We start from the raw sequence: 15,863 nt of genomic DNA, 5'->3' as shown, positions 1-15,863 counted from the left end.
CTCTTTTTGAAACGAAACACTGCGTTGATATGTATGGAGCGGGTGATGGGAATCGAACCCACGACAACAGCTTGGAAGGCTGTAGTTTTACCACTAAACTACACCCGCATTTATTAAGATTATATAAATAAATTTGTATTACGCTAAATCATGCCTCTTCCTCTTCTAGCATATTCGAGGATGTAAATGCGTCGAGGCAACTCGTAGAAATTTCATGGAAGCGTTGCTCGTGGCTGTAGTTTTACCACTAAACTACACCCGCATTTTTATTAAAAATAAAAAACAGGTTTCCCTGTTAGATTATATTTCTGATTATTAACAACATATTTAATAATACAACCTTTTTAGCTTTTTGTCAAGTTTTTTAGGGGAATTTGTCGAAACTTATACCTTTTTTGAAAAACCAGCAAAACATTTAAATTCTGCTGGTTTTTCTTTAGCATGTCACCTACGCATCTATATTCTTTTTCGATTTAACTTTTTGCAGCTGAATACATCGGCGATCCCGATTATTTAATTTTTCCAGGGCTGCGATTTCCTCATATGTAAATATCCCTTCTCCTGTTTTTGTTCCTAATTTCCCCTGACCTGCCAATTCTCGAATGATTTCAGGGGCTCCCTTACTCTCGTCCAAATCTGGGGCAACATTGTCAAATACACGCTCCCATGTATCGAGCCCGCCAAAATCGGCAATTTCAATTGGACCGGTAAAAGCCCATCTGAAACCAGGACCCGAAGTAACCGCCGTATCAATATCCCGTGCACTTGCTACGCCTTCCTTCAATAAATAAAATGCTTCGCGCATTAACGCCGTTTGTAAACGATTAGCAATGAAACCATTCATCTCTTTTTTTAAGAGAACAGGTGACTTTCCAATACCTTTTATAAGATCAATTGTTTTCTCAACAACTTCTTTCTTTGTTTGATCATGCTTAACGATTTCAACTAAAGGAACTAAATGAGCTGGATTGAAAAAATGAGTAATGACCATTCGATCGGCAAAATTAGTCTTCTCCATTAGCCGTGATATGAGGAGCGTGGATGTATTAGAAGCTACGATCGCTTCTGGTTTCATCATTTGTTCTAGTTTTTGGAATAGTTCCCACTTGAGCTCTATTACTTCAGGAATTGCTTCTATAATAAAGTCAGCCTCCGAGACAGCAGCCTGCAAGTCAATTGAATAGTTTATTTTAGATAAAGCCTTTTCCTTATCCTCTTCTTGAAAAACGCCTTCCTCAACGAGTACTGATAAATTTTCTACAATCCTGTTCTTTGCTTTGGATAAGAACTCTTCCTTAACATCGTTAAGCATGACAAAATAACCGTTTACTGCAAAAGCTTGAGCAATGCTACTACCCATAACCCCTGAACCGATCACCGTAATATTCTTAATCATTCCCCTTCTCCTCCATTAATGTTCTTATAGGATATATTCGCAATTATTTTCTTTTTTCCTTTTATTGAGTTACCAATCGCATCATAATCATTAAATCAAGGAATAGAGTGTAAAGAAAAACAATCTAAAAGGAGGCTATCTATGAAAATACATATCGTTCAGCATGGTGAAAATCTGTGGTTAATTTCACAGCGTTATGGCGCAAACATTAATCAAATTGCCTCGGCCAATCAGTTGGATAATCCAAATGTTTTAGTAGTCGGGCAGGCATTGGTTATCCCAACACCTTATCAAACCTATGTAGTTCAGCGAGGGGATACCCTTGGAGCTATCGCAAGACGATATGCAACAACGGTAGAAGCAATTGCCGAAGTTAATCAAATTACAGACCCCTCAGTTATTTATATAGGGCAAGTTTTAACAATTCCTGTACTATTCCACACCGTTAAGTCGGGAGAAGCACTTTGGCTCATTGCCCAGAATTACGGAACAACTATAGAGGCAATTGCAAAATTAAACCAACTTTCAAATCCTTCATTTATTTATCCCGGTCTGGTGCTGAGAATCCCAGAGCGAAAACGACCTATAATAGAGGTCAATGCTTATACAACCAAAACAAATGAAGAAAGCCGTCAAGAGGTTTTAACCTTAGGGAAATATTTTACCTATCTCTCCCCCTTCACCTATGCAATTAAAGAAGATGGGACAATTACAGCCATGAATGAGGAAGCACTAATATCAGCTGCCTGGTCAAGACGTGTAGCTCCTCTCCTTTGTCTCACAAATTTTTCGGGAAATAAATTCAATTCCGATCTGGCCGCAACCATTCTTCGAAATCCAGAGCTACAGGAAACATTAATTACTAATATTCTTCGTACAATCAAAACAAAAGGCTATACGGGATTAAACATGGATTTTGAATATGTACATCCAGAGGACCGCGAAAACTATAATGCATTTTTACGGCGTGTTGTCGCGAGACTCCGTCCAGAAGGACTTTCTGTTTCTACAGCTCTTGCACCAAAAATCAGCGCTGATCAAAAAGGACTGTTGTACGAAGCTCATGATTATAAAGCCCACGGAGAAATCTTAGATTTCGTCGTACTCATGACGTATGAATGGGGATGGGCTGGCGGCAAGCCATGGGCAATTTCTCCAATTAATGAAGTAAAGCGAGTATTAGATTACGCCGTCACTGCGATTCCGCCTAGTAAGATTCTCATGGGCTACCCCCTTTACGGGAGAGATTGGAAAATCCCGTGGGTACAAGGGACCTTTGCTAAAACAGTCAGTCCTAAACAAGCCATTCGACTTGCAGCTAAATACGGTAGTGCGATCCAATACGATCAAACATATCAATCCCCATTTTTCCGGTATACAGACGAAAACGGTCAGCAGCATGAAGTTTGGTTTGAAGACGCACGTAGTGCACAGGCCAAATTCGATACTGTTAAAAAATATGGGCTAAGAGGAGTTAGTTATTGGGTACTTGGAAGCCCATTTCCGCAAAACTGGCTTGTGCAAGAATGGAACTTTAGTGCACGGAAATTATTATGATTTATCATTTTAAAATCCCTTAGTTTGGATGCTAAGGGATTTTGGTATAGATAACTATTAACACATATGGTCATTCTTTCTTTTTTAAAACGGCACGGACCGGGCTTCCATCTGCCTCTGCAAGTGGCAGTGGGATAGCTACAAGCTCATATTCCCCTGGGTTAATATGATCAAGAACAAGCCCTTCAAGAATATGAACTCCGTGGCGTGTAAGTTCATGATGCGCAGTTAGCTCCTTGCTGTTCAGCGGATCAACGGACGGCAAATCAAGACCAATTAGCCGAACTCCCTTCTGTGACAGGTATGCTGCCAATTCTGGCTCAATATAAGGAATGCTTTCGGGGAAAACAGCTCGATTTTTCCAAGCCCCAGTATTGATTAGCAGACGGGTCACCCCAGTTAAATCAACTGTACTCACTTCATCCACACCAATGCTGTCTTTATTCGCCAAATGTATGACAAGAGCTGGACCAATATACAAATCTAAATCCAGATCGATTACTCTTTTTCCTTCATTGTCAAAATGGAAAGGTGCATCAATATGTGTACCAGTATGTGTGCTCATCGTGATTTGCCCGACATTTACAGATCCGCTATCTTCTTTGCTCCAGTTGACCTTATAGGAAAATGGAGTATCTCCGGGCCAGACAGCCACCTTTTCATCCAATTGTTGTGATATATCAATCCATTTACTCAAGTCACAATCTCCTTTATAGCTTCGTTCTTAAGCTCAATAATTCCGGAAAGAATTGGTGGTCAAGAACCCTTTTTAAATAAGGAACACCTGAAGAGCCACCAGTCCCCTGCTTATGACCAATAATTCTCTCCACAGTGTTCATATGATGAAACCGCCAAGCCTGCTGTTGACTTCCGATATCAACAAGCTTCTCTGCTAATTCGTAAAGATCCCAATACTGCTTCACATCTCGATAAACAGTCAGCCACGCTGTTTCTACACTTGCATTTGGCTCGTAGTTTTGTGACCAGTCTCTCTCAAGAGCATCTTGATCGATTGGCAATCCGCGAATAGCAAGAGCATGAATCGCCGCATCATAAATACTTGGCTTATTTAGAGCCTTGTTCATTGTTTCGAAAAGCTCCTTTTGATGCTTATAAACTGCTAGTGAAGAGGCATTTTTATGTCCTAGTGCAAATTCAATTAAGCGGTTTTGGTATGATTGAAAACCAGAAGAAGACCCTAGCTTGTCACGAAACTCTAAGTATTCTGCTGGAGTTAGCGTAGACAATACATTCCAAGATTGAATCAATTGCAGTTGGATTCTCGACACACGAGCAAGCATTTTAAAAGAAGTCTCTAAGTTATTTTCGAGAATACATTCTGTCGCAGCTGAAAGCTCATGTATGATGAGCTTCATCCATAGTTCACTTGCTTGATGAATGATGATAAAGAGCATTTCATCATGATGGTTGCTCAATCGATGTTGACTAGAAAGGATTTGATCAAGATGAAGATAATCCCCATATGACATACTTTTTTGGAAATCAGTATGTATCGTTTTTTCGAGATTATGTTCCGTACTAGCTTCATTTGTGGGTTTTTGTTCCATTCTCGCCCTCACCTTCTATTAATCCATAATCACTGCAACTTAATAACTAAACCGTATCAAGAATAGTACCTTCAGTCAATAAAAATTCCAAATATTATAAAAACTATTGAATCTCATATTTTTAATAAACGCCTTTCGTTTTTGTAAAAAGCCTTATATGCTTAATATATATAAAACGACTAGGAGGTAAAATGGTGATAGAAAACGAAGCCATTGATAAACGTCATTTGCGTTCCGTGATAACGAGAGAAAAGTTGCTAGAGGCGGCTAAAGAGGTATTTGTAAAAGAAGGATATCAAAAAACGACCATTTCTCAAATTATTAAAAAGGCAAAGGTAGGATATGGGACTGCGTATGTTCACTTTGAGGGGAAAGATGATATATTAATTGTTTTGATGGAAGATGTAATGCAACAATTCTATCAAATTGCTGAGACACCTTTTTTCCCACAGACAAAAGAAGAAGCGGAAGAAATCATTCAAACACAAGCATATTCCTTCTTAAAATTAGCTGAGAAAGAACGACCTATGATGCGTGTATTTCATCAAGCCATCGGTTTCTCCACTGCCGTATCTAATAATTGGAGGAAAATTCAAACTAAATTTATCCAGGGGATCTCAAAGGATATTGCCTACTCTCAGCAAAGTGGAATTGCCGGCAAGGGGTTGAATCATGAAATTGTAGCTCGAGCATGGTTTTATACGAATGAAATGTATTTATGGGAAATTGTTCGGGACGAGAACCTAGCTACAGTTGAGGAAATTTCTAAAACTATAACATCTATTTATACTTCTGGTCTATATAAATAAGCGGTTTACATTAAAATGAACTAACGAAAAACGGGCGAACATCTTCAGAATCGCCCGTTTTTTTCTCCATTTCTAATATTTGAATTTTTTAAATATTTGACTTAAATAATATTGACACCATGTCAGTTTCTAATATATTCTTTTAGTAACATACTAGAAAGGATGGTTATCTCTCTAATGAAATCGGATACATTTCTACAAACTAAAGAATATGCACAACAATTAGATCGCGGCAGTTGGACCTTCAGGGAAGAGTTTTATATAAAAGAAGGTACATATTATATGGACGGAAACTCTTTAGGACTGCTTTCTAAACGAGCAGAAAAAACATTGCTTCTTAGTTTAGATGATTGGAAGAATCTAGGTATAGATGGATGGACTTCAGGGCATCAGCCTTGGTTTGATTTTTCGGAGAAATTAGGCGCATTGACTACCCCCTTAATCGGAGCAAAACCGGAGGAGACAATTGTTACAGGCTCCATCACGACAAATATTCATCAACTATTCGCTACCTTTTACAAACCTGAAGGAAAACGGACAAAAATAGTAGCTGATGAATTGGACTTTCCATCTGATATTTATGCGATAAAGTCCCAATTACAGTTACATGGGCTTGATCCAAACGAACATTTAATATTAGTAAAAAGTCATGATTCACGCACCATTAACGAAGCCGATATCATTTCTGCCATGACAGACGAGGTCGCTATCGTTTGGCTGCCATCTGTGTTATATCGAAGTGGACAGCTACTTGACATGGAACTTTTAACGCAAGAAGCCCATAAAAGAAATATTTTAATAGGATTTGACTTGGCCCATTCCATTGGAGCCCTTCCGCATTCCTTGCATGATTGGGATGTCGATTTTGCAGTCTGGTGTAATTATAAGTATTTAAATAGCGGTCCAGGCGGAGTTGGAGGTTTATTTGTACATAAAAGACACCATGGAAAAGCCCCTGGTCTAGCAGGTTGGTTTAGTTCAAACAAAGAAAAACAATTTGACCTTGAACTGGATTTAACACATGCTCATTCGGCTGGTGCCTTTCAAACCGGCACTCCACATATTTTAAGTACTGCCCCGCTCTTAGGGTCCCTTGAAATATTTGCTGAGGCTGGAATCGAAAATATCCGAAAGAAGTCTCTTGAAATGACTGAATATATGATGAATTTGATTGAGGCTGAACTATCTGATTTTGGATTTGATATTGGAAACCCAGGTGAAAATGAGCACCGTGGAGGACATGTTTGTTTAGAGCATCGTGAAGCGGCAAGAATCTGCAAAGCTTTAAAAGATCATCAAGTCATCCCTGATTTCCGAGCCCCAAATGTTATCAGGCTTGCCCCAATCGCTTTATATACAACTTTTGAAGAGATATGGGAAACCATTCAAATTATTAAAAGAATTATGGTAAACGAAGAATATAAAAATTATGAAAATGCTAGAAATGTAGTAGCTTAGTTTCCAATTCAGACCTGAAAAAATAAAGGAGAATTTGCATGAAGCAAAATGGGAGCTTTCAACAAATTGTAGAACGAGAAAAAGGTCTCAGTAAAGGGTTAACAACTGGGCAAATTTCAATGATTGCGATTGGTGGAGCAATTGGAACAGGTCTTTTTCTTGGGAGCGGCTTTGCAATTGGACAAGCTGGACCAAGTGTCATAATTAGCTATGCCATTGGTGCTTTAATTGCCCTATTACTAATGGGGTGTCTGGCTGAAATGACTGTTGCTCACCCTACTTCTGGGTCATTCGGCGCCTATGCTGAGCACTATATCAATCCATGGGCAGGCTATCTTGTGCGCTATTCTTATTGGGCTTGTATCGTTGCGGCTGTTGGTGTGGAAGTAACTGCAGTAGCTGTATACATGTCCTACTGGTTTCCAAGTGTCCCTGGAACTGTATGGATTGTTGTCTTTTCAGCCATTTTAATTTATGTAAATGCAACGAGCGTAAATTTATTTGGTTCCGTTGAATATTGGTTTTCCATGATTAAAATTATCGCGATTGTCGGGTTTATTTTAATTGGAAGCTATGTCGTCTTTGGAGGAAACAATCCGGAAATTGGCTTCCAAAACTACATAAACGATGGCGGCTTCTTTCCAAACGGATGGTCAGGCATGTGGATTGCGGTCGTCATTGCCTTATTTAGTTATTTAAGTATTGAGATGATTGCTGTAACAGCAGGTGAGGCAGAGGATCCGCAAACAGCAGTCCCTAAAGCGTTGAAAGCAACAGTTTTCCGTTTGATTTTCTTCTATCTTCTTACTTTAACGCTTATGCTTGCCATTGTACCGTGGGCCGGGGCAGGCATCGAAAAAAGCCCATTTGTTAAAGTCATTGAATTTATGCATTTCCCTGGCGCTGCCGGAATCATGAATTTTGTTGTCTTAGTCGCAGCCCTATCAGCAATGAATAGCCAGCTATATATCACCACACGGATGATGTTTTCACTTTCAAGAGCAGGCTACGCACCATCTCGTTTTGGAAAATTAAATAAGAAGAACGTCCCTGTTTATTCCTTATTGCTTTCTACAATTGGGATTGCCGTTGCAGCCGTGATCCACACCATCGTGCCAGATCAAGCCTATCTTCTTATGATGGGAATCTCGATGTTCGGTGCCATGTTCACATGGCTGATGATTTTTGTCACCCATTATTTTTTCCGTAAAAAATATAGCGGCGAGAAGCTGGCAGTAAGAATGTGGGGCTTTCCTTATTTAACTTTATTAGGAGCACTCCTTATGCTTAGCCTGCTTTTCACCACATGGTTTGTCTCTTTCTTTAAAGCAACTTTAATGGTCGGAATCCCTTGGTTAATTCTATTATCTCTTGCATATTACTTGCATCAGAAGAAAAATAAAGACGTGAAAAGTGATATTCATTCAAAATCGGTTTAGACTTAAAAACGCCGTAGGCTTTCTCTTTTAGAAATATTAATTGAGAAAGCCTATTATTTTTGTTTAGATATACTAACTCTATGGTGATCCCATTGTGTAAGCAAATAAAAAACATCTTCCTACAATTTGTAGAAAGATGTTAAAATTAATGCGATTTTGCTGTTTTAAAAATACAAATTCTCATTATAATACAACGCTTACAATTACTGCTGACAAAACACTAACTAATGTTGCACCATATAATAGTTTCAGACCAAAACGAGCAACTGTATTTCCTTTCTGCTCGTTTAAGCTCTTAACAGCTCCGGATATGATTCCGATAGAAGAGAAGTTTGCAAACGAGACAAGGAAAACTGAGATAATTCCTAATGTTCGCGGGCTGAAGCTATCTTGCATTTTTGCTAAATCCATCATAGCGACAAACTCATTTGTCACAAGCTTTGTTGCCATAATTCCGCCTGCTCGAACTGCTTCTTTAAATGGAATCCCCATGATAAAAGCAAAAGGAGCAAAAATATATCCTAATATCTCCTGAAACGAAATACCAAAAATTAAATCAAAAACGTTATTAATTCCTGCTATTAACGCAACAAATCCAATTAGCATGGCGCCGACGATAATAGCGACTTTAAACCCGTCAATGATATATTCACCTAACATTTCAAAGAAGCTTTGCTTTTCTCCTTGAACAACCAATAAATCTTCTTCAGGTTCCACTTTATATGGATTAATAATGGATGCAATAATAAATCCGCCGAATAAGTTCAGTGCCAATGCTGTAACTACATATTTGGGTTCAATCATTGTCATATAAGCACCAACAATGGACATTGAAACAGTGGACATAGCTGAAGCACATAAAGTATATAGACGGTGTGCCGGCAAATGGCCAAGTTGCTTTTTAACCGTAATAAACACCTCTGATTGTCCAACCATTGCCGATGCAATAGCATTGTATGACTCTAATTTCCCCAAACCATTTACTTTACTTAACAGCAAACCAATTCCTTTCATAATGAAAGGTAGTATCTTAAAATACTGGAGTATGCCTATTAACACCGAGATAAATACGATTGGAAGCAGAACGTTTAGAAAAAAGGACATTTCCCCTTTATTTGCTAGGCCTCCAAAAACAAAGTCAATTCCACTAGCGGCATAGGCTAATAATTTTGTAAAGACGTCTGAAAACGCTGTAATTAAGACAAATCCAAATTTCGTATTTAATAATAAGCCTGCTAATAAAAATTGGATAACAACCATAATAATTATCGGTTTAATCTTTATTTCTTTCCGATTATTACTAAATAAATAAGCAAGTGCCAAAACAACAAGCAATCCAAACAAAGCAATAATGTATTTCATAATTCCTCCAATGATGTGTTATTTCTAGAAGTAGATTTGTGCAAAAGTACACAATAAATTATTTTAACATAAATATATAAGTTTTTTGAATAAAAAACTCAACTTTATCAATTTATCTCAAAGGATACTTTTTACACTTATAAAACTTCACATGGTTTTTATCTTATTTTCATCCTCCCCATAATTAAACAGGCTTAGTCATGACAATGTCTTGTAGATCCACAATTCAAGGGATTGGCCCATTAATATATTTTTTTGAACAATCCCCCAATTTTGGAGTATATGAAAGGAATCCGATGTAATGCTGAGAATGATAGGAGCAGGAAGTTGCTGATGCTGTCATATACTCCATATATTTCAATTATGCCCATATACGCCATTTGTAAAAGGCTATTAATACCAATATAGTAATAATAGCAATAGAATATTTTAAAATTTCAAAATATAGAAAAGGGGGTAAGACGAAAGAATAAAGCTAGATAATCATGTTATTAAGATCTACCTTTAGCTTTATTAATTTAAAAGGAAAACATACTAAGGAGGAAAATTAACAAATGACCATTTCAAAAAAACTCATTGGAATCATTGCTGCTTCGTTATTAGTGACCGGGCTAGCTGGTTGTAATAGGGATAATAAAAAGGCGACTGCAGATGGTGCCGAGAGTATTGATACAATTGGTGAACAAGTAAAATATAAAATTACCGGTATTGAACCTGGATCTGGGCATATGCATGCAACGGAAAGGGTTCTCGAAGAATATGATTTGGCAGAATGGGAAGTTACTACAGGAAATGGGGCTGCCATGACTGCTGCTTTAAAAAAGTCATATGACAAGAAAGAGCCAATCATTGTAACTGGCTGGAGTCCACACTGGAAATTTGTTAGATACGATTTGAAATTTTTAGATGATCCAAAATTAGTGTATGGAGGCACTGAGGAAATTCATACGATTGGCCGTATCGGGTTAAACGAAGATTTTCCGGAAGCGTATGAAATTTTTCAACGATTTAAATGGGATGTAAAAGATATGGAAGAGATAATGGTTGAAATTGAAGAAGGTACTGAGCCTGAGGAAGCTGCCCAACATTGGATCGATAAGCATAAAGCTAAGGTTGATAAGTGGACAGAGGGCGTACGAAAGGTGAAAGGGGTTCAAATAAAAATTGCTTCTACCGTTTGGGACAGCGAAATCGCAAGTCACCATATGATGAAACTTGTTCTTGAAGATATGGGTTATGATGTTAAATTAATGTTTGTAGAATTAGGTCCGTTGTTCGCAGCTATTGCTGACGGAAGTACAGATGTTTCATTTGCACCATGGCTTCCTAATTCGCATAAACCGTACGTTGAAAAGTTCGAGGGCAAATTTGATGATATTGGCGTAAACATGGAAAATGTTCGGCAAGGATTAGTCGTTCCTTCTTATATGGATATTGATTCTATTGAAGATTTAAAGTAGTAGATAAGATTGTTGTTTTTCAAATGTAATAAAGCCAAAAATATGAAATTTATTATTTTAAACATGCATATTTTTGGCTTAAACAAAATTGAAATTAAATAAATTCACGTTTTTCTTGTTCTATTTTGGAAGATTTAGCTGCCATGAAACTCCGAATTGATCATTTAACCAACCAAATTTTTTACTGAAACCATAATCACCTAAAGGCATAAGTGCTTGTCCACCTTCGCTTAGTTTTTGATAAAGATTATCCAGTTCTTCTTCTGTATTACAAGTAACAAAAATTGAAAACGAAGGTGTAAAGGTAAATTGATGTTTTATATTACTATCTATACACATAAATTCTTGCCCTTTTAATGTAAATGTGGCCTGCTTTATAGTGCCTTCATCTCCAGGTTCATTTGCTCCATATTTAGCAATATTCGTTATTTGTGAATCCTCAATAAGGGATGTGTAATAGTTCATCGCTTTTTCAGCCTTACCGTCTTGAAACATTAAAAATGGCGTTACTTTTTCCATAATAAATTGCCCCCTACACAAATTTTTCCTACTAAATATTATTTAATATTTAATTATCCCAATTCTAAACTAAACTGTTATGATTATTCAATTATTTACGGGCTGGTCATTATACTATCCTTAATCAAAAAACACTCACAAACATTGCTTTAACAACATTTGTGAGTGTATTTAGGTGGTCGTTTCCTATTTCATATACAAATTGCTAAACTACTCTTCGTCACTTCCTCGGTAGCGCTTGTATGGAAGAGTGTTCCATACTCGATATTGCAGGTCCTCAGCACGTAGAGGTGACGGGATATCGTCGAAGATTTTACGAGCTACTTCTAGTTCGCGCTCTGCTTCGCCCTTATCTTGATACATAAATTCATCCGATGCCTGGTTAGGTGCATTATCCACCTTTTCTTCTAAATACTCAACAACCATTTCTTGTTGTTTGTAGATAGATTCGCGAGCAGCCGCGACCCAATCAGGCTGTGTCGTACGAAGCGTGTCCGCAACATAACTAAACTCTTCAAATATGCCTTTATAAATCTGATCAGCATTTGACCGAACATCCATAATTGCTGCTTCTAGGTCTTCGATTGTCAGTTGTTCTACCTCAAGAGGCGTTTTTCGCTTTGGCCCACCTAGTCTAGAACGAGTCAAATAATATGGGAAAATACTTTTTATCGTTTTGCCAACTGGTGCGATAGCCTGGTTGTTCTCATCAATACCTTTTGGCTGAACACCTTGCATCGCAATTCGAGCTGATTCTGGTCTGACAATTTCCTTCGGTGGCAACACACCGTAACGCAGTAATTCCCTAATACCTGTACCAGAAATATTAATTCGATACTTCAAATCATGAGGACATGTTTGGTCGCTTGCAAGACTATCACAACGAGTACAGTAAAATACTTCATGGAACAATCGAATATCAATTCCTAATTCATCTGCGGTAAACTCATCAAAAATGGTATGACTAGCATATTTATCATAATAGTCACCAACTCCCGCATGATCCCGTCCAATAAGTGCATGAGTACAACCATAGTTTTTCATAATTAAGGCATGAAGTACCGCTTCACGAGGACCAGCGAAAATGTACGTAACTCTTAGTGGTGCAAGTATTGTTCTTTCTTTCGGATAATATGTATCCAGAACACTTCGGTAGGATAACATCCGAAACTCATGACGAGTATATTCACGTTTTGCCAGCTCTACTAGTGGCTGAACAAACAAACCATCCAACTCTTCTAATGCATTTCTATGTATGTACTCATGTCCGCGGTGTAAAGGATTTGCTCCAGTGATAAACCCTCCAACTGATTTAAACTTCTTCTTCTCGTAAAATAGTTTCCACGTTTCTTTTGGCTCCATTCTTATACTTTCAAATGGCCCCCAATGAACCCGGCGAAGCAATTGAATTGGACCACCTAAAGCAGTATCACCCATCCGTCGGTAAATGGCATCTACACCCGGATGGTTGCGGTCAGTCGTACCGAAAAGATGCGTTGCACGGAAATCCCTATCATAATAAAAAATATCATCCAACTTAAGAATGGCGACCGGCTCACTTGTTTCATCTACAAGAGCCACATCATCCCCGACTGACAATGACTGAATAACCTGTTTGTTTCGGTCACCAATAGGCGCAAAACTTAGCGGCACAGGCCAAACGAGTCCGTTCTTTAATCGGCCATTCAAAAGAACTGATTTATAATCCTCCTCAACCATAAAACCTTTATGTGGCGACAATACCCCTGTCGCGATCATTTCAAGGGTAATAACAGCCTCCAAATCCACCATAATCATTGGCAGCTGCTTCGCTCTTTCCATTGCTTCATCACATTCTATACCCGTAAGAACACGATTAACTAATTTCCCCCCATGCGGTTGTTGTGGGTAACTCGCTAATTTCTTTTCGTCCAATACATCAGTATTTTGATTCATTATATCTCCCTCCCGATATCACTTATATTCTACAAATATCCCTAAAATCCTCTGTGTTTTTAGAAGATTTAGATAATTATTAAGATAATCTTTTAGACTTATACGGACAGGTTTCATGACCTTATTTAGCGGGGAACTTCAACTCCCCCTTATCTCTCAATAATTAAAAAAGCCTCACTTTCCTATGAACTAAGAAAACGAGGCTTTTTGTTACGCACGACCATTTAATAAGTCAGTAAACGAAAAAAGAACTTACGTTAGTAAGTTCAGTCTTTTCGCGAATTTTAATACCGGTGGTCGGGGTCGAACCGACACTCCAGAAGGAACACGATTTTGAGTCGTGCGCGTCTGCCAATTCCGCCACACCGGCGTATTAAGTTTTAAGAAGTGCCGAGGACCGGAATCGAACCGGTACGGTAGTCACCTACCGCAGGATTTTAAGTCCTGTGCGTCTGCCAGTTCCGCCACCCCGGCATATATAAAAACATTAATTTTAAAATTGGAGGCGGCAACCGGATTTGAACCGGTGATCAGGGTTTTGCAGACCCATGCCTTACCACTTGGCTATGCCGCCTTAGATTAAATTGGAGCGGAAGACGGGATTCGAACCCGCGACCCCCACCTTGGCAAGGTGGTGTTCTACCACTGAACTACTTCCGCAAATGGCTGGGCTAGCTGGATTCGAACCAACGCATGTCGCAGTCAAAGTGCGATGCCTTACCGCTTGGCTATAGCCCATTAAATAATTAATGTTTTTTTATATGTTTATTTATTAAATAATAACACAATTCATTTTATTATTAAATATAAAAGTAAAATCTAATATGTTTATGGGGCGACTGATGGGAATCGAACCCACGAGTGTCGGAACCACAATCCGATGCGTTAACCACTTCGCCACAATCGCCATAATTCTTAATAATTTAAAATAATAATATGGGGCGGCTGATGGGAATCGAACCCACGAGTGTCGGAACCACAATCCGATGCGTTAACCACTTCGCCACAACCGCCATAATTAATGGCAGGGGTAGTAGGAATCGAACCCACATCAAAGGTTTTGGAGACCTTCGTTTTACCATTAAACTATACCCCTATAGGAATGGTGGTGGGGGACGGATTCGAACCGCCGAACCCAAAGGGAGCGGATTTACAGTCCGCCGCGTTTAGCCACTTCGCTACCCCACCGTATCTCTAAATTATTAATGTATTGTAGTATATAAACCTGCTCCAAATCCCTGCGTGATTTGTCGCAAAAATTTAAAATTACCATTCATTGAAGAGTAGCTTCGAAGTTGTAATTTTAAATTTTTGGTGCCGGCCAGAGGACTTGAACCCCCAACCTACTGATTACAAGTCAGTTGCTCTACCAATTGAGCTAGGCCGGCATATTGTTTATATAAATGGTGGCTCAGGACGGAATCGAACCGCCGACACAAGGATTTTCAGTCCTTTGCTCTACCGACTGAGCTACTGAGCCAAACTTAAATGGCGGTCCGGACGGGACTCGAACCCGCGACCTCCTGCGTGACAGGCAGGCATTCTAACCAACTGAACTACCGGACCATATTGCGGGGACAGGATTTGAACCTGCGACCTTCGGGTTATGAGCCCGACGAGCTACCGAACTGCTCCACCCCGCGATAATAATATTTATTAACTTTTCCATGCTGCTTATAAATCAACATGGTGGAGGATGACGGGATCGAACCGCCGACCCTCTGCTTGTAAGGCAGATGCTCTCCCAGCTGAGCTAATCCTCCAATGGTGACCCATACGGGATTCGAACCCGTGTTACCGCCGTGAAAGGGCGGTGTCTTAACCGCTTGACCAATGGGCCAGTATGTAATATTAAATGGCGGAGAGCAAGGGATTTGAACCCTTGATACGCGGTTGCGTATACACGATTTCCAATCGTGCTCCTTCGGCCACTCGGACAGCTCTCCATATGGCTCCGCAGGTAGGATTCGAACCTACGACCGTTCGGTTAACAGCCGAATGCTCTACCACTGAGCTACTGCGGAACAATCTAAATGCTTGGCGACGTCCTACTCTCACATGGGGACAGCCCCAAACTACCATTGGCGCTGAGAAGCTTAACTTCCGTGTTCGGGATGGGAACGGGTGTGACCTTCTCGCTATCGCCACCAAGCCTATATTTATTAAAGACAATATCTATTATACCGTCTTTTTTATTTTTTTCAAGAGATTTTTTTATTCTCTCAAAACTAGATAATGTTGAAGAAGAATTCGAGTAATCTTAAATGTGGTTAAGTCCTCGACCGATTAGTATTTGTCAGCTCCACGTGTCGCCACGCTTCCACCTCAAACCTATCAACCTGATCATCTTTCAGGGGTCT

Annotated in this window: 11 protein-coding genes, 18 tRNA genes and 2 rRNA genes; 5 read left to right on the top strand and 26 right to left on the bottom strand. The window is 39.2% G+C overall.

The window, feature by feature from the left end; translation table 11 throughout:
* Positions 1-34: 34 nt before the first annotated feature.
* Positions 35-108 (bottom strand) — tRNA-Gly (locus tag F7731_RS05390).
* 340 nt (positions 109-448) lie between these two features.
* Positions 449-1,396 (bottom strand): 3-hydroxyacyl-CoA dehydrogenase family protein, encoded by a 948-nt coding sequence (locus F7731_RS05385; protein WP_151533748.1) that lies wholly within the window; start codon positions 1,394-1,396, stop codon positions 449-451.
* Positions 1,397-1,537: 141 nt separating this feature from the next.
* On the opposite strand from F7731_RS05385, the gene F7731_RS05380 reads away from it, so the two are divergent.
* A complete protein-coding gene (locus tag F7731_RS05380; protein WP_151533747.1) occupies positions 1,538-2,953 on the top strand; it encodes a LysM peptidoglycan-binding domain-containing protein in 1,416 nt (471 codons plus the stop codon).
* A 70-nt stretch (positions 2,954-3,023) separates the two neighbouring features.
* Here F7731_RS05380 and kynB read toward each other — a convergent pair whose 3' ends face one another.
* On the bottom strand, positions 3,024-3,650 hold the full coding sequence (gene kynB, locus F7731_RS05375; RefSeq protein ID WP_151533746.1) for an arylformamidase: 627 nt from the start codon (positions 3,648-3,650) through the stop codon (positions 3,024-3,026).
* A 13-nt stretch (positions 3,651-3,663) separates the two neighbouring features.
* Complete coding sequence (gene kynA, locus F7731_RS05370) at positions 3,664-4,521, bottom strand: tryptophan 2,3-dioxygenase (protein WP_151533745.1); 858 nt, start codon at positions 4,519-4,521, stop codon at positions 3,664-3,666.
* Between the two features lie 191 nt (positions 4,522-4,712).
* Here kynA and F7731_RS05365 point away from each other — a divergent pair, with 191 nt between their 5' ends.
* From F7731_RS05365 to F7731_RS05355, 3 genes are all read left to right on the top strand, one after another.
* Positions 4,713-5,330: a TetR/AcrR family transcriptional regulator gene (locus tag F7731_RS05365; protein WP_151533744.1), complete on the top strand. Its 618-nt coding sequence runs from the start codon at positions 4,713-4,715 to the stop codon at positions 5,328-5,330.
* Positions 5,331-5,507: 177 nt separating this feature from the next.
* Positions 5,508-6,788, top strand: a complete 1,281-nt coding sequence (gene kynU, locus F7731_RS05360; protein ID WP_151533743.1) for a kynureninase — start codon at positions 5,508-5,510, stop codon at positions 6,786-6,788.
* Between the two features lie 38 nt (positions 6,789-6,826).
* On the top strand, positions 6,827-8,227 hold the full coding sequence (locus tag F7731_RS05355) for an amino acid permease (RefSeq protein WP_151533742.1): 1,401 nt from the start codon (positions 6,827-6,829) through the stop codon (positions 8,225-8,227).
* A 183-nt stretch (positions 8,228-8,410) separates the two neighbouring features.
* Here F7731_RS05355 and F7731_RS05350 read toward each other — a convergent pair whose 3' ends face one another.
* Positions 8,411-9,589 carry a NupC/NupG family nucleoside CNT transporter gene (locus tag F7731_RS05350; protein ID WP_151533741.1) on the bottom strand — a complete coding sequence of 393 codons (1,179 nt, stop codon included), beginning with the start codon at positions 9,587-9,589 and terminating at the stop codon, positions 8,411-8,413.
* A 560-nt stretch (positions 9,590-10,149) separates the two neighbouring features.
* Here F7731_RS05350 and F7731_RS05345 point away from each other — a divergent pair.
* Positions 10,150-11,049 carry a glycine betaine ABC transporter substrate-binding protein gene (locus F7731_RS05345; RefSeq protein ID WP_151534403.1) on the top strand — a complete coding sequence of 300 codons (900 nt, stop codon included), beginning with the start codon at positions 10,150-10,152 and terminating at the stop codon, positions 11,047-11,049.
* Between the two features lie 120 nt (positions 11,050-11,169).
* On the opposite strand, the gene F7731_RS05340 is transcribed toward F7731_RS05345, so the two are convergent.
* From F7731_RS05340 to F7731_RS05240, 21 genes are all read right to left on the bottom strand, one after another.
* On the bottom strand, positions 11,170-11,568 hold the full coding sequence (locus tag F7731_RS05340) for a VOC family protein (protein ID WP_151533740.1): 399 nt from the start codon (positions 11,566-11,568) through the stop codon (positions 11,170-11,172).
* 210 nt (positions 11,569-11,778) lie between these two features.
* Positions 11,779-13,503: a sulfate adenylyltransferase gene (locus tag F7731_RS05335; protein WP_151533739.1), complete on the bottom strand. Its 1,725-nt coding sequence runs from the start codon at positions 13,501-13,503 to the stop codon at positions 11,779-11,781.
* Between the two features lie 288 nt (positions 13,504-13,791).
* Positions 13,792-13,873 (bottom strand) — tRNA-Leu (locus F7731_RS05330).
* Between the two features lie 18 nt (positions 13,874-13,891).
* Positions 13,892-13,977: transfer RNA gene (locus F7731_RS05325), tRNA-Leu, on the bottom strand.
* Between the two features lie 26 nt (positions 13,978-14,003).
* Positions 14,004-14,077 (bottom strand) — tRNA-Cys (locus F7731_RS05320).
* Positions 14,078-14,088: 11 nt separating this feature from the next.
* Positions 14,089-14,163: transfer RNA gene (locus tag F7731_RS05315), tRNA-Gly, on the bottom strand.
* Between the two features lie 3 nt (positions 14,164-14,166).
* A tRNA-Gln gene (locus F7731_RS05310) sits at positions 14,167-14,241 on the bottom strand.
* Between the two features lie 93 nt (positions 14,242-14,334).
* A tRNA-His gene (locus F7731_RS05305) sits at positions 14,335-14,410 on the bottom strand.
* Positions 14,411-14,440: 30 nt separating this feature from the next.
* Positions 14,441-14,516 (bottom strand) — tRNA-His (locus tag F7731_RS05300).
* A 9-nt stretch (positions 14,517-14,525) separates the two neighbouring features.
* Positions 14,526-14,599, bottom strand: a tRNA-Trp gene (locus F7731_RS05295).
* Positions 14,600-14,606: 7 nt separating this feature from the next.
* Positions 14,607-14,691, bottom strand: a tRNA-Tyr gene (locus tag F7731_RS05290).
* A 124-nt stretch (positions 14,692-14,815) separates the two neighbouring features.
* Positions 14,816-14,891 (bottom strand) — tRNA-Thr (locus F7731_RS05285).
* A 16-nt stretch (positions 14,892-14,907) separates the two neighbouring features.
* Positions 14,908-14,983, bottom strand: a tRNA-Phe gene (locus tag F7731_RS05280).
* A 9-nt stretch (positions 14,984-14,992) separates the two neighbouring features.
* Positions 14,993-15,069: transfer RNA gene (locus F7731_RS05275), tRNA-Asp, on the bottom strand.
* 3 nt (positions 15,070-15,072) lie between these two features.
* Positions 15,073-15,146 (bottom strand) — tRNA-Met (locus F7731_RS05270).
* Between the two features lie 44 nt (positions 15,147-15,190).
* Positions 15,191-15,266: transfer RNA gene (locus tag F7731_RS05265), tRNA-Val, on the bottom strand.
* A 2-nt stretch (positions 15,267-15,268) separates the two neighbouring features.
* Positions 15,269-15,343: transfer RNA gene (locus tag F7731_RS05260), tRNA-Glu, on the bottom strand.
* Between the two features lie 16 nt (positions 15,344-15,359).
* Positions 15,360-15,449: transfer RNA gene (locus tag F7731_RS05255), tRNA-Ser, on the bottom strand.
* A gap of 3 nt (positions 15,450-15,452) precedes the next feature.
* A tRNA-Asn gene (locus tag F7731_RS05250) sits at positions 15,453-15,527 on the bottom strand.
* 11 nt (positions 15,528-15,538) lie between these two features.
* Positions 15,539-15,655, bottom strand: a 5S ribosomal RNA gene (gene rrf, locus F7731_RS05245).
* Between the two features lie 114 nt (positions 15,656-15,769).
* A 23S ribosomal RNA gene (locus F7731_RS05240) occupies positions 15,770-15,863 on the bottom strand; the annotation flags it as partial.

This window comes from Cytobacillus depressus, from assembly GCF_008923245.1.
GTDB classification, from domain to species: Bacteria; Bacillota; Bacilli; order Bacillales; family Cytobacillaceae; genus Cytobacillus; species Cytobacillus depressus.
Note: the sequence above shows the minus strand (reverse complement) of the source record. Positions and strands in the feature narration are given on the sequence as shown.